Annotated in this window: 20 protein-coding genes and 3 tRNA genes; 11 read left to right on the forward strand and 12 right to left on the reverse strand. The window is 38.4% G+C overall.

The window, feature by feature from the left end; translation table 11 throughout:
* Positions 1–21: 21 nt before the first annotated feature.
* Positions 22–1,038 carry a site-2 protease family protein gene (locus J8L70_RS14335; protein ID WP_211056279.1) on the reverse strand — a complete coding sequence of 339 codons (1,017 nt, stop codon included), beginning with the start codon at positions 1,036–1,038 and terminating at the stop codon, positions 22–24.
* A 157-nt stretch (positions 1,039–1,195) separates the two neighbouring features.
* On the opposite strand from J8L70_RS14335, the gene J8L70_RS14340 reads away from it, so the two are divergent.
* Both J8L70_RS14340 and J8L70_RS14345 read left to right on the forward strand, forming a co-directional pair.
* Entirely contained in the window at positions 1,196–3,679 is a 2,484-nt protein-coding gene (locus J8L70_RS14340) for a S9 family peptidase (protein ID WP_211056280.1), read from the forward strand.
* 158 nt (positions 3,680–3,837) lie between these two features.
* A complete protein-coding gene (locus J8L70_RS14345) occupies positions 3,838–4,542 on the forward strand; it encodes a response regulator transcription factor (protein WP_211056281.1) in 705 nt (234 codons plus the stop codon).
* Between the two features lie 5 nt (positions 4,543–4,547).
* Here the strand turns inward: J8L70_RS14345 and J8L70_RS14350 are convergent, their stop codons facing one another.
* The 3 genes from J8L70_RS14350 to J8L70_RS14360 form a co-directional block, all read right to left on the reverse strand.
* Positions 4,548–6,059 carry a YifB family Mg chelatase-like AAA ATPase gene (locus J8L70_RS14350; protein WP_211056282.1) on the reverse strand — a complete coding sequence of 504 codons (1,512 nt, stop codon included), beginning with the start codon at positions 6,057–6,059 and terminating at the stop codon, positions 4,548–4,550.
* Positions 6,060–6,095: 36 nt separating this feature from the next.
* The gene (locus tag J8L70_RS14355; protein WP_211056283.1) at positions 6,096–6,710 is read right to left on the reverse strand and encodes a trimeric intracellular cation channel family protein; all 615 of its coding nucleotides are present in this window, start codon (positions 6,708–6,710) and stop codon (positions 6,096–6,098) included.
* A gap of 116 nt (positions 6,711–6,826) precedes the next feature.
* A complete protein-coding gene (locus tag J8L70_RS14360; protein ID WP_211056284.1) occupies positions 6,827–8,383 on the reverse strand; it encodes a cryptochrome/photolyase family protein in 1,557 nt (518 codons plus the stop codon).
* A 195-nt stretch (positions 8,384–8,578) separates the two neighbouring features.
* Here J8L70_RS14360 and J8L70_RS14365 point away from each other — a divergent pair, with 195 nt between their 5' ends.
* Complete coding sequence (locus J8L70_RS14365) at positions 8,579–10,462, forward strand: methyl-accepting chemotaxis protein (protein ID WP_211056285.1); 1,884 nt, start codon at positions 8,579–8,581, stop codon at positions 10,460–10,462.
* Between the two features lie 670 nt (positions 10,463–11,132).
* On the opposite strand, the gene J8L70_RS14370 is transcribed toward J8L70_RS14365, so the two are convergent.
* The 5 genes from J8L70_RS14370 to nudE form a co-directional block, all read right to left on the reverse strand.
* A tRNA-Met gene (locus J8L70_RS14370) sits at positions 11,133–11,209 on the reverse strand.
* A gap of 178 nt (positions 11,210–11,387) precedes the next feature.
* Positions 11,388–11,464 (reverse strand) — tRNA-Met (locus tag J8L70_RS14375).
* An 81-nt stretch (positions 11,465–11,545) separates the two neighbouring features.
* Positions 11,546–11,622: transfer RNA gene (locus tag J8L70_RS14380), tRNA-Met, on the reverse strand.
* A 141-nt stretch (positions 11,623–11,763) separates the two neighbouring features.
* Positions 11,764–12,561, reverse strand: coding sequence for a 3'(2'),5'-bisphosphate nucleotidase CysQ (gene cysQ, locus J8L70_RS14385; protein ID WP_211056286.1), 798 nt, complete (start codon positions 12,559–12,561; stop codon positions 11,764–11,766).
* Positions 12,554–13,126, reverse strand: a complete 573-nt coding sequence (nudE, locus tag J8L70_RS14390; RefSeq protein ID WP_211056287.1) for an ADP compounds hydrolase NudE — start codon at positions 13,124–13,126, stop codon at positions 12,554–12,556. Before nudE ends, cysQ begins: the two co-directional genes overlap by 8 nt.
* Before the next feature lie 61 nt (positions 13,127–13,187).
* Here nudE and yrfG point away from each other — a divergent pair, with 61 nt between their 5' ends.
* The gene (gene yrfG / locus J8L70_RS14395; protein ID WP_211056288.1) at positions 13,188–13,835 is read left to right on the forward strand and encodes a GMP/IMP nucleotidase; all 648 of its coding nucleotides are present in this window, start codon (positions 13,188–13,190) and stop codon (positions 13,833–13,835) included.
* On the opposite strand, the gene J8L70_RS14400 is transcribed toward yrfG, so the two are convergent.
* From J8L70_RS14400 to J8L70_RS14410, 3 genes are all read right to left on the reverse strand, one after another.
* Positions 13,832–14,458 (reverse strand): dUTP diphosphatase, encoded by a 627-nt coding sequence (locus J8L70_RS14400; RefSeq protein WP_211056289.1) that lies wholly within the window; start codon positions 14,456–14,458, stop codon positions 13,832–13,834. The genes yrfG and J8L70_RS14400 overlap by 4 nt on opposite strands.
* An 83-nt stretch (positions 14,459–14,541) precedes the next feature.
* Positions 14,542–14,910 carry a YacL family protein gene (locus tag J8L70_RS14405; RefSeq protein ID WP_211056290.1) on the reverse strand — a complete coding sequence of 123 codons (369 nt, stop codon included), beginning with the start codon at positions 14,908–14,910 and terminating at the stop codon, positions 14,542–14,544.
* A gap of 115 nt (positions 14,911–15,025) precedes the next feature.
* Positions 15,026–15,250 (reverse strand): hypothetical protein, encoded by a 225-nt coding sequence (locus tag J8L70_RS14410; protein WP_211056291.1) that lies wholly within the window; start codon positions 15,248–15,250, stop codon positions 15,026–15,028.
* Positions 15,251–15,559: 309 nt separating this feature from the next.
* On the opposite strand from J8L70_RS14410, the gene uvrD reads away from it, so the two are divergent.
* The 7 genes from uvrD (at position 15,560) to J8L70_RS14445 (ending at position 23,818) form a co-directional block, all read left to right on the forward strand.
* Positions 15,560–17,725 (forward strand): DNA helicase II, encoded by a 2,166-nt coding sequence (gene uvrD / locus J8L70_RS14415; RefSeq protein WP_211056292.1) that lies wholly within the window; start codon positions 15,560–15,562, stop codon positions 17,723–17,725.
* Positions 17,703–19,784: a GNAT family N-acetyltransferase gene (locus tag J8L70_RS14420; protein WP_211056293.1), complete on the forward strand. Its 2,082-nt coding sequence runs from the start codon at positions 17,703–17,705 to the stop codon at positions 19,782–19,784. The genes uvrD and J8L70_RS14420 overlap by 23 nt, the downstream gene beginning before the upstream one ends.
* A gap of 28 nt (positions 19,785–19,812) precedes the next feature.
* Positions 19,813–20,871: an ABC transporter substrate-binding protein gene (locus J8L70_RS14425; RefSeq protein WP_211056294.1), complete on the forward strand. Its 1,059-nt coding sequence runs from the start codon at positions 19,813–19,815 to the stop codon at positions 20,869–20,871.
* Between the two features lie 149 nt (positions 20,872–21,020).
* Positions 21,021–21,164 carry a hypothetical protein gene (locus J8L70_RS14430; protein WP_211056295.1) on the forward strand — a complete coding sequence of 48 codons (144 nt, stop codon included), beginning with the start codon at positions 21,021–21,023 and terminating at the stop codon, positions 21,162–21,164.
* A 149-nt stretch (positions 21,165–21,313) separates the two neighbouring features.
* On the forward strand, positions 21,314–22,300 hold the full coding sequence (locus tag J8L70_RS14435; protein WP_211056296.1) for a hydrolase: 987 nt from the start codon (positions 21,314–21,316) through the stop codon (positions 22,298–22,300).
* A gap of 2 nt (positions 22,301–22,302) precedes the next feature.
* Complete coding sequence (locus tag J8L70_RS14440) at positions 22,303–22,557, forward strand: YheU family protein (protein WP_211056297.1); 255 nt, start codon at positions 22,303–22,305, stop codon at positions 22,555–22,557.
* 64 nt (positions 22,558–22,621) lie between these two features.
* Positions 22,622–23,818: a dipeptidase gene (locus J8L70_RS14445; protein ID WP_211056298.1), complete on the forward strand. Its 1,197-nt coding sequence runs from the start codon at positions 22,622–22,624 to the stop codon at positions 23,816–23,818.
* Positions 23,819–24,013 lie beyond the last annotated feature (195 nt).

Raw genomic sequence — 24,013 nt, forward strand, 5'->3', positions numbered from 1 at the left:
TTTTGCATCACCTACACTTAACTAACTCGACAATATCGTCATTGGCAAACTAAGTATGGGGTTGTCTGAATCCGCAAAGTGCATCATTACTGCAACATGACCAGCAACGACAATTGCATACATAGCTGCTGAAAAGCCTTGCCCGTATTTATCGAGCGGCAATAAATGCGAGTAATGTCGACCGCGCCACTCAAATACAATTTCTAGTGCGCCTATAAACAAAAAGAACACTAACAACATTAAACCAAAGGTATAACTAACCCACAAGCCAAACAGTACACCAGCTATACATATACTCAATCCGACCCATGAACGCATAGAAAAACTTATACTTTTTAATACATGTCCGCCATCTAACGGTAAAATAGGCAGTAAATTAAATAAGTTTAATAAAGCACTGAGTACAGCAACGCCTGCAAATATTTCCATTTCTGTCGCATAGTAAAGTATCACCCCTAGCACGGAAGTGAACAACCCAAAAGCAGGCCCCATGAGGGAGATAACCACATCTTGCCAACGTGTTGTTATTTTGTCATCACTTACCGCAAGCCCACCCACAAAAGGTATAAGGTAAATACCTTTGGTTTTAATACCAAAATACTTCATAGCTCTAACGTGCCCGTATTCGTGTACAACTAAACAGGCAATTAACATTAACGCAAATTCAATACTAAACAACCACGCATAACCTGCCACCGATGCCCCCGCTAATACCGCTTTAACCACCTTAGCGCTTTTAAATAACTTAAAGCCAAGCGCAGCAAAACCTAATAACCCTTTTTTAGCTGGCTCTTGAGCTTGCACTGGTAAGCTAAGTTGCGAAGCAAATTCATTATTTACATATAAAGAAACAACCCGCTCATTTGCCAATGAGGTATCAATAGCAATAACCTGATCATTATGAGTAAACTCATAAAAGTGAGTTTTGGGATTATCGAATGCTATAGCTTGTTGATGATGGAACACTTGCACAATATTGGTTCCTGCAAGCATTAAAGTAAAAGGTTGGTCGGCTAATGTTAGCTCTATTTTTAGCATAATAATTGTCGGTATAAAATAATGGCGATAGTATACCTACATAACCAAAGTTTACCCAAGCTCGATAATTAAAATGCACTTAAACGCAATTACATACAATTAAAATCGCTTAGGTATATATTCAATATAAAATACAAATACCAACAAGAGTAAATAAATGAGTTCTCATAAACTACTTTCAGCAAAGAGGTTTAAACAAGCAGCGAATGCCCTAGTATTATCATTAGCTAGCTTTACTGTACTTGCTACCCCGATAAATAAAGACAACATACAATTTATTGGCCCTTTAGGTGCCGATATGCAACATAAGCCATTTCAAACACCACACGGCGACGCAATAGTAAATAATTTAGTTGCTCAACTTAAAAATACGAACGACGCCCTTAGCGTATTTGGTAAAAAGCATACTTGGCAGCCTTTAAGTAAAGTAAACGCGTTAACACTCGGTGGTGTGCAGGCGTTAAAATTTACACTATCAACCTCTCGCTTTAGCCAAGGAATATTAACTTTAAAAGGTATTGAACACGCAAAGCTATTTATTGATGGGGAAGAGCAAACAGCTAAAAACAATAGTTACACTATCGCATTAACCAATGGTACCCACCGCGTATTAGTCATTACCGAACAAGTAACCAACTGGCGCGATGTTAGTCTTGATCTTACTGCAGATTCACAAACAGATACGTTTACTGTGAGCAATAATACACTACAACGTTTATCGGCAAAGCAGCTATTTGATGCACCAACAGTGAGTAATTTATCAATTGCTCCAAATGCAAAATACTTTATTACCAGTATACGCTCATACGATGATGCAACGGGCAACCAAGCTAACATTGTTACCGAGTTAAAAAATGCTGATAAGCAAACTATTTACCGCTTTGAAGCAGCGCAACCGACTAACATAATCTGGAGCCCAAATAATCAGTCAGTCGTTTATTTAATTGATGGCAAGCTTAAGCAGCTTTCTTTAGCTAATTTAACCGTGCGTACCTTGGCCAATACCTTTGAAGGCGCCTCGGGATTTACTTTTTATAACGACAGCACATTGCTGTTTAACTGGTCTAAAACTCCCGAATCAAAAAACCAGATAACCAAACACTTTCAAGGGCTGCAAGATCGTTGGTCGTACGCTCGCAATAACTCGCAGTTATATATGCTTGATATACAAAGTGGTTTAGTTAAAGCATTAACTCAAGGGCCTATCTCGCATTCATTAGCCGATAGTAATGATAAGCGGGGTAAATTATTACTAACCCGCGATGCCATGACAATGCAAGCAAGTACTCACCCAGAAACAGAGCTTGTTGAGCTTGATATCGCATCAAATAAGCTCAATGTTTTAGGTAAGTATAAAACCTTTAATCAAGCCAAATATGCTGGTAAAGATATCTATGTTGTTGCAGGCCCCGACTTTAACAACGGCGCAGGTAGAGCATTAGCAAAAGGCGTGCTTGCTAATAACTACGACGGTCAACTGTATCTATTGCGTGATAACGGCAAAACAGTCATCCCTTTAAGTAAAGAATTTGACCCTGCAATAGGCAGTATTAAGGTACTTGAAAACGCTGATGTTATTATTAAAGTAACCGAACAAGACACCCAACCCCTTTATATTTTTGATCTTAGTAAAGAGCGCTACAAAAAGCTTAATACAGGATTTGATGTCGTAGAGAAATTTGCCGTCTCATCGGGGCGTAATACTCAAATATTACTCACTGGCAGTAATGCATTATCGCCACAGCAGTTAAAGCAACTTAATGTCAGTAAAAATAAAACACAGCTTATATGGGACTCAAAGCCCATTGCTTATGCCAACACCGCACTTCCTAAGCTCGAAGAGTTTAATTTCACCAATACACAAGGCGTTGAAATTAAAGGGCGCGTGTATATTCCTCATAATTTAGACAAAACCAAAAAACACCCAGCCTTAGTATATTACTATGGCGGTACATCACCGGTTACACGTGGATTTACTGGCCGATATCCATTTAATTTATGGGCAGAAAACGGCTACATTGTTTACGTACTACAACCGACAGGGGCAACAGGGTTTGGTCAAGCGTTTTCAGCTAAGCATGTAAATGCATGGGGTAAAACAACTGCAACCGATATTATTGATGGTACAAAAGCATTTTTACAAAAATACAATTACGTAGATAGTCAAAAAGTGGGTAATTTAGGAGCCTCGTACGGAGGCTTTATGACCATGCTGCTAGCAACACAAACGGATATATTTAGCGCCTCAATTTCACATGCAGGTATTTCAAACTTAACCTCATACTGGGGTGAAGGATGGTGGGGCTATTTATACTCAGGCGAAGCCTCTAAAAATAGTTTCCCGTGGAATAACGCATCACTTTATAGCCAAAACAGTCCCGTTTTTCATGCCGATAAGGTAACGACCCCCATGCTATTAATACATGGTGATAGCGACACAAATGTCCCGGTAGGTGAAAGCCTAACAATGTATACCGCTTTAAAGTTATTAAATAAAGATGTTGAGCTGATTGAATATAAAGGTGCCAACCATCAAATTTTTGCCCGCGATAAACGCTTTAACTGGTGGAATACCATGCTTGCTTATTTTGATAAAAAATTAAAAAATGAGCCACAATGGTGGGACTCAATGTACCAATAATAACCCTTCAAAAAATACGGTATATGTTGTCAGCATGTACCGTACTTATAACATTTTATAGTTTAGAAACATTATGTTACTGTTACGTTACAAAGTTCTTCTCAATAAATACTGATTGGTGATAACATGCAAAGCCACAACAATAAAAATAATACACCATGACTATACAAGTTCTATTAGTTGAAGATGATACGCTATTAGTTAAACGGATTTTGCATCACTTTGCTGATACCGATTTTGCAATTACTGTTGATCCCACAGGCGCACAAGCTCTCGATATAGTTCAACAAAGAGCGAAGCATCATGACGCTATTTCTCTTGCTGTAATAGATATAGTGCTACCGGCATGTAATGGTTTACAACTAGCTAAAGAGCTGAATACACTTACTGAAATTGGTGTCATTGTATTATCTAGTCGAGATTCTCAAGCAGATCGTATTGCTGGCCTTGCCCAAGGCGCCGACGATTACATATGTAAACCGGTTGACTTACTTGAACTTGAACTGCGTATTCGAGCCCTCAGCAAGCGCCTAACTGTAAATACCCATAATGACGAAAGTGAAGAGTTTATTGAATACGCCGACTTTAAACTACATCCAGATAATCGTGCATTAATCACTGCCAATGGAGCTGAATCGCGTTTAACTGAAGCCGAACATAAAGTGTTAATATGCTTAATCAGTAACGCAGGAAAGGCAACTTCACGCGAAAAAATTTCTGAAGAAATAGGACAACCCGATTGGAGTCCGAATGATCGTACCGTCGATGTCTTAATTGGACGATTACGCAAAAAGCTTAATGACGAAAAAGATCAAAAACGTATTGTTACCGTACGTGGTAAAGGCTACATGCTATCAATTTAACTGCGCTAAGGCCGAGATAGCTGCGCCAATAAACGCTCAAATGCCCTATAGCTCAACGCTTCTTTTAATTCCTTTAAACTAATGTCAGGTTGTGCTTTTAAATCACTAATTGTACGAGCCACCTTAATTATCCGATGATATGAACGAGGCGACAATGCAAGCTTTTCGCTAGCTTGTGCTAAAAACTGTAACTCTGCTGGCGCTAACACACAAAAACGCGACATCTCTTTATTATTTAAGCGCGCATTTACTTTACCCTGACGTTTTAGCTGTAGGTAATACGCGGCTTCAACACGTGTTCTTACTTCCTCACTTGACTCCTCTGGTAATGTACTTTGCAGTTGATTACTACTTAAACGTGGTAATTCAATTTGCAAATCAATGCGATCAATAAACGGCCCTGACACTTTAGATAAATAACGCATAACTTGCTCTGGTGTCGCTCGCCTATCGTTATGACATCCCGTAGGACTTGGGTTGAGTGCTGCAATTAATTGAAACTGTGCGGGAAACTCCATCTGCCTAGCAGCACGAGAAATAGTCACAGTACCGGTTTCCATTGGCTCGCGTAATGAATCTAGCACCTTTCTTTCAAATTCAGGTAGTTCATCTAAAAAGAGTACTCCGTTATGCGCGAGTGATATTTCACCTGGCTTAGGATTAGAAGAGCCCCCCACCAACGCCACCGCTGAGCAAGTATGATGAGGATTACGAAATGGTCGTTGTCGCCAATTGGCCAAATCAATAGATTGTCCAATAATAGAGTACAGAGCCGCCGTTGATATTGCTTCGTCATCTGACATGGTGGGCATAATTGTCGCCATACGCTGAGCTAACATAGATTTCCCAGTGCCCGGCGGACCTAAAAAAAGTAGGTTATGGCCACCAGCAGCCGCTATTTCAAGCACTCTTTTAGCACCCGGCTGACCTTTTACATCACTTAAATCTAAGGGGTTGTTAGCAACAAATGCTTGCTCTGGGTAGGTTATATTAAGTGGTAATGGTTGTTGATTGAGTAAGTCGCCCCACACTTGCTGGATAGAATGAACCGCTTTGCGCTGCACACCATTAACTAGGCTTGCAAGATTATCGTTAGTAAAAGGTAAAAAACAGCACCGACCTTGCTCTTTAGCAGCCAATACCGAAGGTAAAATAGCATTAACACCGCGTATTTCGCCATTAAGTGCTAACTCCCCGTAAAATTCATATTTATGAATATCACTACAGACCACTTGCCCTGATGCTACTAAAATCCCCACCGCAATGGCTAAATCAAAACGGCCGCCCTCTTTTGGCAAATCGGCAGGGGCTAAATTAACTGTAATACGTTGATCGGGGAAACCAAACTTGGAGTTTTCAAGGGCGCTACGCACCCTATCTTTCGCTTCTTTAACTGATGCTTCAGGTAAGCCAACAATATGAAACGCAGGAAGACCATTGCCTAAATGCACCTCAACAATGACTTCAGGAGCTTGTATACCCACTTGCGCACGAGAATATATACGAGCTAACGACATATGCCATCCTTGCTAATTAATCCCTGTGTTTAAAGCTTAGTCATGATATTTAAAAAAGTGTAATGTGATTTTCCACTTAATAGATGCAAAACGAAGTAATAATGTTGTGAGCATTGCCAATACCATTGCCAACTCGGTGATCACTAAGCAGTAAATACTAATGCTATAAACAATGCCGCCCGCAATACAGGTAATAGCGTATAACTCGCCTTTTAATAACATGGGAATTTCACGAGCAAGCACATCGCGGATCATGCCACCAAAGCAACCGGTGATCACCCCCATAATTATCGCTGTCATATCAGGCATTCCGGCTAAAAGCGCCTTTTGCGTTCCCATAACTGCAAAAAAAGCTAATCCAAATGCATCAGCCACTTGTAAAAAATAATGCGGGATTGATTTTTGCTTATTGATTAAAATAGTCGTTAAAAAAACAGCAGCTAAAATAGCGTAGAAATAACTCACATCACGTAACCAAAATACCGGAACATCTAGAATTACATCTCGTACAGTCCCTCCACCGATCGCGGTAACCGTTGCAAGAACCACGACCCCAAAACCGTCTAATTTCTTTTCGTGGGCAACTAAAGTGCCGGTGATCGCAAACACGGCTATTCCGATTAAATCAAACCAATGATAGAGTTCTGTCATGTTATCTCTTAGCTAAAAATATTTCTGCCGTTTTAACACAAATCAGCACTATTTATAAGTAATAACCACTTTTAGCTTCTCGTTCTATTAAAGTTTAATACTCTGTTTTGGCATTTCTATAATTTTTCTAGATTATCTAAATAATAATGGGCTTGCTGTAATGTTTGTTCTCGCAGTGAAGAAGCTTGTTTATCCCAATTTTTATACACCATTCCAATTCGAGGGTTTTTCTCTAATAATGCCCTATTTTTATCCATAAAATTCCAATACAAACTGTTATAAGGACATGCTTTATCGCCAACCTTTTTCTTCACGTTATAAAAGCAATTTTTACAGTAATCACTCATTTTATTAATATAATTACCGCTAGCAGCATAGGGTTTAGTGGCAATTATGGCATCATCGGCAAATTGGCTCATCCCCCGAGTATTAGGCATTTCTACCCACTCTATAGCATCAATATATACGCCTAAATACCACTGATCGACCTGCTTCGGATCAATACCTGTTAATAAACAAAAATTACCAATGATCATTAACCGCTGAATATGATGTGCATAAGCCGTCTCTAAACTTTGTGTTAGCGCATGACTCAAACATTGCATTTTTGTTCTGCCATGCCAAAAGTAGTTAGGCAATAAATTTATAGCATGCAAAGTGTTTTTACTGGCATATTGCGGCATATTGCACCAATAAACACCACGTACATACTCTCGCCACCCGAGTATTTGCCTAATAAAACCTTCTACTTGGGCTAATTCGATATCACCTTTGCGCTGCTCATATTCTTGTAGCACCCGCTTAATAACATACAAAGGGTGAATAAGCTTACTGTTAAGCGCAAAAGATAAACGGCTATGGTACAAGCTGGTATTATGTTCGCTTTTATAGGTCATAGCATCTTGAAAGCGACCAAAATGCAGCAGTAAATGTTCACAAAAATAATCTAAACATTCTATCGCTTGTTTGCGTGTAACTGGCCACGGTAAGCTTTCATTTATATTACCAAAGTAACTAACTCTATGACGATTTAAGCGCTCTACCACCCCACTTATATCATTTTCAAATAGTTTTGGTTTCGGGATGTTGGCAATATCAACTTGCGTAAACTTATTACGGTTTTGTGCATCATAATTCCATTTACCGCCCAACGGCTTACCTTCTGCTTGCATTAAAATATCATACCGTTTACGCATAAAACGATAAAAGTGCTCCATTGTATGATGTTGGCCTTTTTTAAAACGATTACTTATCTGTGTAAAAGGCAATATGAAATGTTCGCTATCAACTCCTTTAACATTCAAATTGCTGTTTTTTTCAAACCGTTGCAATTCTAACTTGAGCCTGTATTCATCGGGGTATTGATACTGAATAAACTCACATTTAAATTCTGCAGCTACGCGTGTAATAACATCACTGAGGGTTTTATCGTGCTGAGTATCATCGAGAGTTAAATGTAATACATTAAAATTAGCTACTTGTAATGCGGATGCAAAGTTATGCATAGCACAAAAAAAAGCACATAGCTTTTGAATATGATGCTTCACATAAGCCGTTTCTTGGTGCAATTCTGCAATTAAATAAAGCGTATTAGAGTCTTTATTTTTAAACCAAGAATGAGAAGGGTTTAGTTGATCGCCCAATATAAGCCGAAGTGTTTTATAGGTTGCCATTACACTCTATTTAAAATGCCATATAAACATGGTAATACGTTAACAAACTCTTTTACGATCCTCTCTAATATCAAACACTACAAATAGCTTAGGTAGATGAGAAAAAATCAATACCTTTGAGTTAAATATGGACACTTACATCTGTAAAAATATGCTAAAGTCAAAACATAATGTGATAAAACTCAAGGATAAGTAATGGCTATTTCTATCGGATTTAAGCAACGAATAATGCTGGCATCTACACTACTTGTAGCAAGTGCTTTATTAATTTCTAACTGGGTATCTTATAACCAGACTCGTACAGGTAGCCGTTCAGAAATAGAAGGACAAGCAGTTTCTACTATTAATGTTGTTAAAAACGACATTAACTCCTGGCTTAGCGCCAATAGTAATGTCGTTGAAAAAGCCAAAGTATTATTACGCAGTAACAACGCAGATAAAAAAATAGAAATAGCGAAAATGCTAGTTGCTACTACCCCATTAGATGCTATTAATTTTGCAGATGAAAAGGGCCTCACTATCGGTAATGCCGGTATAATTGAGGGCTATAACGCCACAGAGGAAACTTGGTACCAAGATGCTCAGGCTGCAAGTCAATTAATCATGACTGATATTTATTTTGATGAGGGAATTTCAGATAAATACATGTTTAGCTTTTTAGATGTTGAAAATGGCGGAGTCATTGGAGGAGATATTTTCCTTGATGCTGTCGACGAGTTTATTAATAGCATTAACTTTAGAGGCGCTACAATTAGCTTATATGATGCAAACGCAACACTTATTAGTACCTCAGGCACACAAAAGTTTGGCGCTAGTTTGTCTCAAGATAAAGCATTAGCTAGCTTTGAAAAGGAGTTATTGCACTCAAGGCAAGGTGAGTACAGATACACACTAGATGGCGATGCACACTATATACAATATAGCGATATTGTATTACTTGGTGGGAAAAAATGGCACTTAGTTATCGATATAAACGAAAGTATTGCTTACGATTTTTTAGCTGAACAATTAATGTTTTCAATGATTACAGCTGTCGTATTAATTATTCTTACTATTGTTTTATTAGTCTATACATTAGCAAAAGTTTATAGTCCGATTATTTCACTAAAAAAACGAGTAGAGGATTTAGCGCAAGGTAATGGAGATCTAACACAACGCCTTGATGTTGAGGGGGATGACGATTTAGCGCAAATCGCCACAGCAGTAAATTCCTTTATTGACCAGCTTCAACAAATTATGAAAGAAATTCTATTATCATCTAGTAAAGTTTCAAATGAAATAGAGCACTTAAAAGAGATTTCCCGTTCGAGCACCCAAGCACTAGATTGCCATGCAAGTGAGACAGATCAAGCCGTTACAGCAATTACACAAATGAGTGCATCTGCCAATAGTGTGGCAGAAAATGCGAAGAAAACAGCTGAGAATACGCAGCAGGCCAGTAACGAAGCTATTTTGTCTAAACAACTTATACAAACCTCTACACAAGGCGTAGAGGTGTTAGTAAGCGAAGTAGACGCTGCATCACAATGCATCAGTACCATGAATGAAAATACACAAGAAATTGTGTCAGTGTTGAGTATTATTGGTGCTATTGCCGATCAAACAAACTTACTCGCATTAAATGCAGCTATTGAAGCTGCCAGAGCGGGTGAGCAAGGCCGTGGTTTTGCGGTAGTAGCCGATGAAGTTCGCTCTTTGGCTGCACGAACTCAAGAAAGCACAGCAGAAATCAATGATTTATTAGCTAAGCTAACCAGTGACTCAACTCTTGCTGTCGACGCTATTGACTCGACTAAAAACAGCTGTAAAGACACAACTAATTCAACCATTCAAGTTAATACTAGCTTAGATACAATGACTAACTCTATTATTGAAATCAATGAATTAAGTTCTCATATTGCAACCGCTTCATTTGAACAAAGTGATGTAGCCGAAGAAATTAGTCGCAACATGAACTCAATACAAAGCATGGTAACAAACCTAACTGAAAATGGAGCTTTAACACAAGCTAGCACTGAGACATTATTACGTGAAAATGCTCAAATGGCAGCCCTAGTCAGTCGCTTTAAATTACAGTAACACGAATAATATCTAACAGTTAGTTAGCTAACTGTTAGATATAGCCACATCATGACTTTTTAAGCTTTAATTTCACTGCCAATTTTGAGGAAAAACTGATTGCGGGAGCTGTGAATATGAAAAGCGAACCGACGATGCGAATTACAAACACAGAAAATCACTCAATTAAGAGTGTTGTTTTATTTAAACAAAGATAAATATTTTTAAAATCCATTTTCAGCACCAATTTTGAGGAAAAATTGGTTGCGGGAGCTGTGAATATGAAAAGCGAACCGAAGATGCGAATTACAAACACAGAAAATCACTCAATTAAGAGTGTTGTTTTATTTAAAAAAGATAAATATTTTTGAAATCCATTTTCACTGCCAATTTTGAGGAAAACTTGGTTGCGGGAGCTGTGAATATGAAAAGCGAACCGACGATGCGAATTACAAACACAAAAAATCACTCAATTAAGAGTGTTGTTTTATTTAAAAAAGATAAATATGTTTGAAATCCATTTTCAGTACCAATTTTGAGGAAAAATTAGCTGCGGGGAGCTGTGAATATGAAAAGCGAACCGACGATGCGAATTACAAACACAAAAAATCACTCAATTAAGAGTGTTGTTTTATTTAAAAAAGATAAATATTTTTGAAATCCATTTTCAGTACCAATTTTGAGGAAAAATTGGTTGCGGGAGCCGGATTTGAACCGACGACCTTCGGGTTATGAGCCCGACGAGCTACCAGGCTGCTCCATCCCGCGCCTGTATGTAGAGTCTAAGAGCCAGATTTTAACCGACGACCTTCGACTTCAGGTTTTAGCAGTCCGGCGAATGATTTATCATTCTGCTCCATCCCGCGCCTGTATTTTAAGTCTATCGACTACTTAATTTAATCTCTTAAGTTAGAGTTTTACAGCCACCAAATACCTTAAAGGAAATTGGTTGCGGGAGCCGGATTTGAACCGACGACCTTCGGGTTATGAGCCCGACGAGCTACCAGGCTGCTCCATCCCGCGCCTGTGGTTTTAAGTCTATCGACTACTTAATTTAATCTCTTAAGTTAGAGTTTTACAGCCACCAAATACCTTAAAGGAAATTGGTTGCGGGAGCCGGATTTGAACCGACGACCTTCGGGTTATGAGCCCGACGAGCTACCAGGCTGCTCCATCCCGCGCCTGTAATTTCTTTTCAACAGTTTCGTATTACTTTCGAGCCTGTTTCGAAGAGAGCGCTATAATATAGTAATAAAACTATTTTGCAAGCATTAAACTAACTAAAACGCTATAACTGCACAAAAAGAATACAACACCTTGAATTAAATAGTTCTTTGGTGCGGCGTTATCATTTTTTTGAACTCCCAATCGGGATGACCCATAACAATAAAGTCTGGATTTTCTGTGCTTTCGCGTTGATTATAAGTTAAAGGGTTAAACTCAGCATCAGTAATACACCCGCCGGCTTCTTCAATAATAATTTGCGAAGCACCCGTATCCCACTCTCCCGTAGGGCCTATACGCAAAAAGCAATCAGCTTTACCCTCGGCAACAATACAAGCTTTAAGTGAGCACGAGCCAACGGCTATGGTAGAAAACTCAGTATTTAAATACTGACTCACCGATTCAATTTTTTGTCGACGACTCACTGCTAATGTCAAACTATCAGGGACCGCCACATTCATTTTTACATCTTCGCCATTGGCGCGTTTATACGCACCATTTTGATAGCTCGCAAAATAAGTTATTCCTTTAGCAGGCCAGTGAATAATCCCAAGTACTGGATGATTATTTTCAACAAGCGCTATATTTACCGCAAAGTCACCGCTTTCTAAAATAAACTCACCGGTACCATCCATGGGATCTAACAACCAGTAACGTTGCCAATCTTCGCGCTCTGAAAGCGCAGGTATAGGCGTTTCTTCAGACATAATAGGAATATCTGGAGCCAATATCTTTAAGCCTGCTACTAATACATCATTAGCTGCTAAATCCGCTTTAGTCACTGGCGTGTTATCAGATTTTTCTTGTTGGCCAATATCTCCTTGTTTATAAATTGCCATTATGGCGTCGCCTGCACTTTGTGCAAGTTCAATACAAGGTTCGAGTAATCTATTCATCGCTAGCTCCTAACTGCAAATACTTATCTAATAATAGCAAAGCTGCGACACTTCGTGCTTCGGTAAAATCATCTTGTGATAATAATGACTGCCAATCAGTTAATGGCCACTTAACAACCACTAAAGGCTCTGGTTCGTCTCCCACTAATGTTTGTGGGTATAATTGCTTAGCAAATAAAATATGCATGGTGGCATTAAAATAACTAGGCGCCATAGAGACTGTTTTTAATGGCTTAAAATATTCAGCACCAAAACCAACCTCTTCTTTAAGCTCTCTATTTGCGGCTTGCTCTGGCGTTTCGCCTGGGTCAATTAACCCTTTTGGAAAACCAAGTTGATAGTCGTTTGTACCAGCACAATATTCCCTGACTAATAGCAACTCATTCTCTGGTGTAATCGGGACTATCATTACAGCCCCTCGACCACCTCCACGAATACGTTCATATTCGCGTTCTTCGTTATTAGAAAATTTAAGCGCTAACGCTTCTACAGTAAATAGTCGGCTTTTAGCAACCACAGTATTACTGATTATTTGTGGTGGAGTTGGGTGCTTTTTCTGTGTCATTGGCATTAATTTGCTATCATGGCAGTTAATTTAATAATAAATCTTTTATAGAGAAAAGCCCATGCTAAATTGGTCAAAAATCGATACTGTTTTACTCGATATGGATGGCACATTGCTCGACTTACACTTTGATAGTTATTTTTGGCTAAATGTAATCCCAGAGCAAATAGCAATAACGCAAAATATTAGCTTAGATGCGGCTAAAGCAGATATAGCCAAACGTTATCAAGCAGTGCATGGGCAAATTCAATGGTATTGCTTAGATTATTGGCAAGAGCAACTAAAATTACCCATTATGGACCTAAAAAGAGAACATCAACACTTAATAAAAGTACGTGAAGATGTGCCTTATTTTTTAACTGAGTTAAGAAAGGCCGGAAAAGAATTAATTTTACTTACCAATGCTCACCCCGAAAACATGGTGCTTAAATTTGAGCATACCGCTATAGATAATTACTTAGATGGCGTTATTTCAACTCATCAATATGGTGTAAGTAAAGAGCAGCAGAGTTTGTGGCATCAAGTGCACAATGAGATAGGATTTGATAAGCAACGTACTTTGTTTGTCGATGACAGTGAAGCGGTACTTAACGCCGCCAAAGATTATGGTATTGCCCACCTATTAGCTGTTGCTAATCCCGATAGCCAACAACCCAGTAAAGAAATAGCCAGTTACCTAAATGTAACCGACTATCGCACTATTATTTAGTTGGCTTTTGGATAACGCGCTTCAAGACCTTGATAAACTAACTTTGCAAAATCTGCGTGTTCTGTATCAAGGTTTTTTACCACCTCAACCAAGTGTTCGTTATCTTCTTGTCCGTTCCAAACTTTAATATAGCTCCCGTCTTTGTAACCATGATCTTGGCGGAAAAAGTTAAGTGTATTTTTACCGACATAACCACGATACAAGTCATCAATATCCATACCAATCTGCGCCATACAACCGGCAAAAGCAGCGGCATTAAACGTTTTTTCGGCAACAGCTGATGCTGCTAATATTTCTAAAGTTTGTTTAAAATCATCACCTTTATCAGCAACTGCAAGTTCTTGCTCTAATTGTTTTGCCAGTTCTTCGTAACTGGTTTTTCCGTCAATGCGTAATGATAAGCCAAAATGGAAAATATCCACTAATTCTAAAATAACTTGCTCTGTATCTGGAGTTTGCTTTTTCCACCATTTCCAACCGTAATGATCAAGCATCTCGGCGCACTCAACCCAAATAGCTCTATACCAGTCAAATCCTTGGCTAAACCATTGTTCATGAACTTTGGTGTTCATTGCATTTTGCATTTCTAGCATTACAACCAGTTTGTTTAAATTAGCAGACATATATAATCCAGATAGTGTTAATTAAGCTAATAATACAGGGAAAAACCCGACTTTGCATTGCTGCATATTGCTTTATATAAAAATTAACGTGAATGGGTAAACTCATGCCACGAATCAATTAAATCAATAAAATCTTCAAAGCCACAACCGCTACATAAATCATTTTCTTCAAGCATGAGTTCATCGTCTTGATAAGCTAATATATCTTCATTGTCTTGGTGTAATGCATGGGCTTCAAAAATGGCTTCATCTTTAGATAAAATTAAATCTATTTCTTGGCCCTTTAAGGTGACAGGCTCGAAGCTTGTACTAACCGATGCAATTAACGCTTGCACCATCGCAATTTTATCTTTGCCTATTTCTTCATTTAACCAACGGCCAATAATCGCATGTTCGCTACTAATTTTAATGCGAAACCCACTAATAGGGTCGCGAATAAATTGATATTCCATAATACTTCTTATAAAACTTTAATCGGGTAATTATAACCGCAATACATAGTAAAAACCGAACCCTAAAACGAAAAATAGCGCCAAATGGCGCTATTTTAAAAGAAGTTACTTTATGCTAATTACGCGAATTAAAACGCGCTGCATCTATAATTGACCATAAATGCGCCACTGCGCCAATAATAGGTGGAACAATTAAAAACCAAAGTGCGTAACCACCAAATACTACAATTGCAAAAATAAGCGCAGACAATATACGCCCTTGCACTAATTGGCCTAAACCGGGAAAAAAGATATTACATATTGCTGCGATTACATTACCGCCAGAACCTTGCTCTGCCATACTTACCTCTGTTGTTGATTTAATTTTTCATTATAATTGTACTATCACATTTTATGCCAAGTTATTAAAGCTTAAAAATCAGATAGTTAAATTTAGTTAAACCGTGTCAATTTAGTGATATTTACTAAATTTGAGTCAAATTAGCGAAATTTATTTTTACTTAATAACTTTACGACAGGCTATATTTTTAGCAAGTTTATCGTTTAAAAGAATATTTAATAAATAGCTGGTTATAAAAACAGTATTTTATTTAGACTCACAAAAACACCTGCTATACTGCTGCGCAATATAGATAAAAAAGGCGTAACGATGGACGTATCACAATTACTCGATGGCTTAAATGACAAACAACGCGATGCCGTTGCAGCTCCCTTACAAAACATGCTGGTTTTAGCTGGTGCAGGGTCAGGTAAAACACGAGTATTAGTCCATCGTATTGCATGGCTTATGCAAGTAGAGCAGGCGTCGGCTTATAGTATTTTTGCTGTGACCTTTACCAATAAAGCCGCAAAAGAAATGCGTACTCGCGTAGAAGAAACCTTAAAAGCACCGGTGGGTGGTATGTGGATTGGCACTTTCCATGGTTTATCTCATCGTATTTTGCGTGCCCATCACCGTGAAGCAAATTTACCCGAAGCATTTCAAATTTTAGATTCTGACGACCAACTTCGCATGATCAAGCGCCTCTTAAAATCGATGAATATTGATGATAAAAAATGGCCGGCTAAACAGTTTGGTTGGTATATCAGTGCCAAAAAAGATGAAGCCCTGCGCCCTAAAGATATTCAAGCGTACGATATTAACGAGCAAATGATGTTACGTGTATACAGTGCTTATCAAGAAGCATGTGATCGCGCTGGTTTAGTTGATTTTGCCGAAATATTATTGCGAAGCTACGAAGTATTAAAAAATAACCCAACACTACTGCGTCATTACCAGCAACGTTTTGCACATATGTTGGTAGACGAGTTTCAAGATACGAACACAATTCAATATGCTTGGTTAAAACTACTTGCCGGTGATACACACAGTATTATGATTGTGGGTGATGACGATCAGAGTATTTATGGTTGGCGAGGAGCTAAAATAGAAAACATTAAACGCTTTTTAACCGACTTTGACGCCGAAACCATTCGCCTTGAACAAAATTACCGCTCAACTGCGACGATCCTTAAAGCATCTAACGCACTAATAAAAAATAACTCAGAGCGCATGGGTAAAAGCTTATGGACAGACGGTAACGACGGCGAGCCAATTTCTATTTATGCTGCATTTAACGAATTAGATGAAGCGCGTTTTGTCAGTAGCAAATTACGTAGCTGGCTTAATGGCGGAAATGCACTGCAAGATGCCGCTATTTTATACCGTAGTAATGCGCAATCTCGCGTACTTGAAGAAGCCATGCTACAGGAAGGCTTAAAGTATCGTATATACGGCGGAATGCGATTTTTCGAACGCCAAGAAATTAAAGATGCACTGTCTTACTTACGCTTGGTAGGAAACCGACAAGATGATGCTGCATTTGAGCGTGTAATAAACACCCCACCACGTGGTATTGGCGATAAAACACTCAGCCATATTCGCGATTGTGCTCGAGCAGAATCTTTACCACTTTGGTATGCCGCTAAGGCCATTGTTGAGCAACAACATTTATCAGGGCGTGCTGCTGGCGCCATTGCTAAATTTATAGAACTTGTGGAACATATTGAAGAAAAAATTAGCGACTTAACATTGCACGAGCAAGCTAAATACGCAATACAAACATCCGGCTTAATGGCTATGTATCAGGCAGAAAAAGGTGAAAAAGGCCGCGCTCGCGTAGAAAACTTAGAAGAGTTAATTAGTGCATGTGATCAATATGAGCTACCCGAAGATGAAGATTTTAGCTCGCCATTACATGGCTTTTTGGCTTATACCTCGCTTGAGTCAGGAGAAGGGCAAGCTGATGAGCACGAAGATGCGGTACAAATGATGACCCTTCATTCGGCTAAAGGCTTAGAGTTCCCTCTTGTATTTATGGTCGGTGTTGAAGAAGGCATGTTTCCTTCGCAGCAAAGTAATGAAGAATCAGGGCGCTTAGAAGAAGAACGTCGTCTTTGTTATGTAGGTATGACGCGCGCTATGGATAAATTATATATTAGCCATGCCGAAAGCCGTCGATTATACGGGCAAGAAAAATATCATAGCCCGTCTCGTTTTTTACGTGAAATACCTGAAGACTGCGTAGAAGAAATTCGTATTAAAACACAAGTATCTCGCCCTCCTGCAGCTGGGCGCTTTAGCGCTTCGGTTAGCCATGCTGTATTTGAAGAAAGCGGCTTTAGCTTAGGGCAACGCGTATTACATGCTAAATTTGGCATAGGTACCGTACTTAATTACGAAGGCAGTGGTGCACAGTCTCGTGTGCAAGTTAACTTTGATGATTTAGGCAGTAAATGGTTAGTAACAGCATATGCACGACTTCAAGCTGTATAGCAAGCAACTTAATCAATTAGTACAACAACTTGATAATGCAAAGCATCGTCAATGTGTGCTTATTACAGGTGAAAATCAGTGGTGTTATGAACTATTAACAGCCTGTATAACAACTGACAATGTAGCAATACTCTCTGAGCATACCTATTTTGAGCATGCATTTTGGCCGCAACATATTCATCAATTACTAGGGCAAGAGTTTACGCATGCTGTATATGATGGTTTTTGTGGCCTTCATCCAGATAAACTCGCAGCCTTAGCTGGCACAGTACAAGCTGCTGGAATTTTGTTTGTTTTATTACCCGAGCTATCGCAACTTAGCGAGTGGCAAGATCCCGCGTTAAGCCACGTACAATCTTATGGCCATAGTAATAAGGTAAGTTATTTTAATCAGCGTTTTAGCCGGTTATTAGCCCACTTACCTATTGTTCATATTAGCCAATTACATGGTTTAAAGTGTTCAAAGCAAAGCGAAATTAATAATGTGATTGATTTTACTGAGCAACGCAATTGCATTGAACACATAATCCAAGTGGCCACCGGCCGTGCAAATCGACCTTTACTTATCAATGCAGACCGCGGCCGCGGAAAATCAGCCGCTTTAGGACTAAGTGCCGCTAAATTAAGCGACAAGAATATAATTATTTGCGCAACGCAATTTAAGGCGTGTCACAGTAGTTTTAAGCATTTAGCTCAAACGTTAAATACAAACCTTGATACAACACAAAAACAACTTGCCAATCTGCGCTACGTTGCTCCAGATGCACTATTAAGCACATTACCACAGTGTGATGTATTATTTGTTGATGAAGCCGCTGCGATCCCTGTGCCTATGCTACAAGCCATGCTACAGCATTACCCACGTATTATATTTGCAAGTACGCTGGTAGGTTATGAGGGCAATGGTAGAGGTTATACTTTAAGATTTACTCACTATCTAAAAAGCCATTTTAAAGCAGCCAAAATAATCACATTAAAAGAGCCTCTTCGCTTTGCAAAATACGATCCTCTTGAGCAACATATTCGCACATTACTTGCCCTTGATGCGCAGCACAAATTGCACCTAGAGAGTGAAAAAACACTAAGCTATGCACCAGTAACACAACTCGAACTGGTAAATGACGAAAGTTTGTTACAACAAATTGTTGCGTTATTGGCTATGGCGCATTATCAAAGTAGTGTGAACGACCTTCGCCATTTACTCGACTCGCCGACACAACGTTTATTCATCGCAAAAACAAATAACCAGGTTGCAGGCGTTTGTTTAATTGCAATTGAAGGCATGTTTAGTAAAGAACTAAGTGAACACGTTATTGCAGGTAAACGACGACCGCAAGGGCATTTAATGGCGCAAACAATGGCACAGTTAAGTAGCGAAAGCCATTTTTTGACTCAGCAAAGTGCTCGAATTGTGCGTATTGCTATCGCTCCTAAATTGCACAGCAAAGGGTTCGGTAGTGAGTTTATTCACTATATACAACAGCAGCTAAAACAAGATTGCCAATGGATTGGAGCGAGTTTTGGTGCTAACACCGCTTTATTACATTTTTGGCAAAAGAATCATTTTAAATTAGTAAAGCTTGGCTTTATGCCTGATAAAGCGACTGCAGAGCATGCCGCATTAGTAATCAAACCGTTACATGATAATGCTTTATCTATTAGCAACATGGTTACAAACTTTGAATCTGATTTTCCTCTGCTGCTATTAGATCACTTCAATACGCTTGATGTAAGTCTGGTTGCAGCTATTGTAAGCCGTTTTAGTCGGCAACAAACAAACCAAACTCAACAATTGCGTTTAGCAAAGCTATTACAAAGTGACTTTCAACTACATACTGTAAAACCATTACTGTGGCGAGTATTTTGGCAAATGCCCTCAAGCCTTACAGGTTACGATGAAAATACCCAATATGTATTTATTAGACTAATATTACAAAATGCACCTGTAGAAGATATTTTACTAGCGTTAAAAATTGCAGGTAAAAAAGCATTGAATACACAACTAAAAATAATATTAGGACGCTGGAATGAACATCACCTGCTTAAGGGGCTCCCTTAGCCTCAAGACCCTTTTATGGGTTTGCATTATGTACTGTTTTACGGTTAAAGCTGACACCCAAATAATTAAAGTCGGCATGTCTACAGCACTCACAGGTAATGCTCATCCCGTTGGCAACCAGCTGCTCACAGGTAGCAATGTTTATTTTGATAAGCTTAATCAACAAGGCGGGATTAAAGGCGCAAAGATAAAGCTATTAGTAAAAAATGATGGCTACGAGCCTAATCAAGCAATTATAAATACACGAGAATTTATTCTTAATGATCAGGTGGATGCTATTTTAGGTTCTTTAGGTACCTCTACAAGCTATGCGGTGTTACCTATTATTCAACAATTTAAAACCCCTTACTTAATGCCTTTTAGTGGCGCTAAACAATTATATACTAGCAATAATGATTTTGTTTTTAATATACGGGCTAGTTATAACGATGAAGCTATTGAACAAGTAAACTATTTAATACAAGAAAAAGGGCATACCAACGTTGGTATATTAATTCAGGCTGACGAATATGGTTTGGTTGTTGAAAATGCATTAACTCAAGCATTAGCGCAATTCAAACTCAAGCCAAAAAAAATAGCTAGATATAAACGAAACAGCAATGATATACAAAAAGCACTCACGCTATTAAAGAAAAGTGGTGTAACCGCTGTATTTATCGTTGGCTCATCACATGCGGCTGCAACATTTATAAACCGAGGATTTGAGCAAGACTTTACACCTGATTATACCAGTATGTCATTTACTTCTAACTCACATCTTTTTTCACGCTTATTATACCCCACCAGTTTAATGATCACTCAAGTCTTACCTGAACCACAGCAATGTCATTTAGCATTATGTATTGAGTTCTTAAAAGATATGGCTAAAAAAAATATCAAACAGCCCAGTATATTTCATCTAGAAGGTTATCTAAATGCACTGCTATTTAGTACTGCAGCAAAGCATTGTGAACAACCTATAAGCAAAAACTGTATATTAGAAAACCTTAAACATCCGAAGAAAAAAGAGGAACATTTTCGACAGCTATTCACGGATGAAAAAGGAAATAAAAAACTATATAGATCTTATTTCAAACAAACCCAATAACTAAAATGTTAAACTTGGCGCTCTAAATTTTGATTTATATCAATATTAGGATCGATCAAAGTACAACTTTTGAATAATTTGATCTTGATCACATTATAAATCATGAACTCTGTATATCATGTCCTCATCAATTAATGAGGAGATTAACCATGAATATATTCTTTCGAGACTTTTTTAGTGATCCAGTATTGTTTATGCCTATTAGTATTTTAGTGGTTGTCATTTCTCTTTGCTTATTCTATGCCGTTTACTTCATTAAAAAAATTAATGAGGATGAAGACAAACAATTTTAACCATCTTTTAATACCGTTTATTTTAATAAAAAAACGGCTAAAACAGCGTTAAGCACGACGCACTCAAGCGCCTATTTCAGTATTGATTAGGCGCTTTTTATTCTTTTTGATATAATTAGATTTTGTTTTTAACAGTGCATAATTGTTGTATGGCTACACAGTTTAAACCAGCATGGTGGATGACCAACCGGCATGCACAAACGATATTACCGCGTTTTTTTCGTCCATTTCATAACACTCGTTACCAGTTAGAACAATTAGATACTCCCGATGGAGACTTTATCGAATTAGCGTGGTCTCTACCTCATAATGCAGATGCACCTCTAGCTATTGTTCTACATGGTCTTGAAGGTAACATTAATAGTTTTTATGCCAAAGGCATGATGAAAGCTTTAAAAAAGCAAGGTTATGCAGTGGTACTTATGCATTTTAGAAATTGCTCAACTGAAGTTAACCGCTTACCACGCGCTTATCATAGTGGCGATACCGCCGATTTAGCTTTTTTTATAAATCATTTAAGAGCTCAATTTCCAAGCCGACCCATTATGGCTGTGGGTTTTTCGTTAGGGGGGAATGTGCTGGCTAAATACTTAGGCGAAGAGCGTGAAAACTGCCCTTTAAGTGCTGCTGCAGTGGTCTCGGCACCTTATGATTTATCATCGTCGAGCGACGTTATACGTAAAAGCTTAGGAAAAATTTACCAAAAATATTTACTCGACCGAATGAAAAAATCAATGCAGCGTAAACTACCTCAAATTAAACAGTTAATTCCTATTACCTCAAAGCAGTTAATGAAGATAGACGACCTGCTTGAATTTGATAACCAACTTACTGCCCCACTTCATGGTTTTATAAACGCACACGATTACTATCGTAAGGCCAGCGCAATGCCATATTTAAAGCATATTGCTATCCCTACGTTAATAATTCACGCAAAAGATGATCCCATGCTGTCAATTAAAGCCGTACCAAGTAGGCAAGATGTCAGTGAACATGTCACGCTAAGTGTTTCTGAAAAAGGCGGTCACGTAGGATTTATTAGTGGGAAAAACCCTTTAAAACCTATATTTTGGTTAGAGAAAGTTGTGCCAACATATTTTGGTCAATACCGAATAAATAAAGCGAGTAACAAGTAGTCATGATAATCCCTTTTCAACAACTCGATAAAGACACGTTATATAACCTAATTGAAAGTTATGTCCTGCGCGAAGGCACTGATTACGGTGAACAAGAGTGTAGTATTGCAAGTAAAGTGGCACAAGTTAACCAGCAATTACAAAATGGCGAAGCGATGGTGTTTTTTTCAGAGCTGCACGAGTCTGTTACGATTATCTCTAAGGCCGAATTTAAAGCGCTACAAAGTGAAGATCAGCAAACACAGTCATTTGATTAAACCAACTACTTGTAACTTTTAATTTGAACGTACACAATGGCTTTTTACCCAAAGAGCCAAAAAAATGATAAAACTAAGCACTCTAGTGGTAGCTATATCACTAGCTTTAACACCTCAAGCTTTTGCAGAACACGTTAAAAGCCCGTCAGATAAAGCCATTAAACTGGCAAAAGATACTATCTTAATCGACACCCATATTGATGTACCATATCGTATTTACAACAAGTGGGTTGATGTAACAAAAGCCACTGCAGGGGGGGATTTTGACTATCCTCGCGCGATTTCAGGTGGCCTAAATGCGCCCTTTATGTCTATTTATATACCTGCCCATTTAGAGTTTGATGGTAAAGGTAAAAGCTATCAGTTAGCTAATCAACTTATTGATAGCATGGAAGCAATTGCTCAACGTGCACCCGATAAATTTGCGATTGCCAGTTCAACAGCTGATATAGAAGAGCAGTTTAAGCAAGGTAAGCTTTCTATTGCCATGGGGATGGAGAATGGCTCACCTATCGAAGGAGAGCTTAAAAACCTACAACACTTTTATGATCGTGGCGTACGATACATCACATTAGCTCACTCCCAGAGCAATCATATTTCCGACTCATCGTACGATATACGCCGAAAATGGAAAGGCTTAAGCCCATTCGGCAAAACGTTAGTCACGCAAATGAACAACATAGGGATGTTAATTGACGTATCACATATCTCTGATGATGCGTTTTATCAGGTAATGGAACTCTCTAAAACACCTGTTATTGCCTCACATTCATCACTGCGTAAATATACACCTGGATTTGAGCGTAATATGAATGACGATATGTTACTAGCGCTTAAAAAGAATGGTGGTGTAATTCAAATTAACTTTGGCTCAAGTTTTGTAACATCGAGTGCAGGCGCTTGGGGAAAAACATTAAAAACTAAAAAAGAAGCAGCTAAGCAACAAGGTGCTGAAATTAGTAAAGACTTTGATGCTGCATATCGTGCTAAAAATCCATACCCTTTTGCTAGTCTAGAGCAAGTACTTGATCATATTGATCACGTAGTTAAATTAATAGGTATTGATTATGTAGGTATAGGCTCTGATTATGATGGTGTAGGCGATTCACTACCTATTGGCTTAAAAGATGTATCAAGCTACCCTAACCTTGTACAGGGATTAATGGACAGAGGTTATAGCGATAACGATATTAAAAAGATTTTAAGCGGTAATACCTTAAGAGTTTGGAAGCAAGCTGAAGAGTATGCAAAAAAGCATTAATAAACCTGTAATAACAACTAAAAATAAAAACACGGCCCGGCCGTGTTTTTATTAGCTAGAGCTGTTTAATACACGATTGTTAAACTGAAATATCAACTTCTTCATCCTTTATCATCCCTTCCTCCACTGTGTGAATATTGCCATTTTTTTTATTAAATCTTAAGTGATTGAGTGACTAAGCCATTACTTTTAATA

Source organism: Pseudoalteromonas sp. MMG010 (genome assembly GCF_018100905.1).
GTDB lineage: Bacteria > Pseudomonadota > Gammaproteobacteria > Enterobacterales > Alteromonadaceae > Pseudoalteromonas.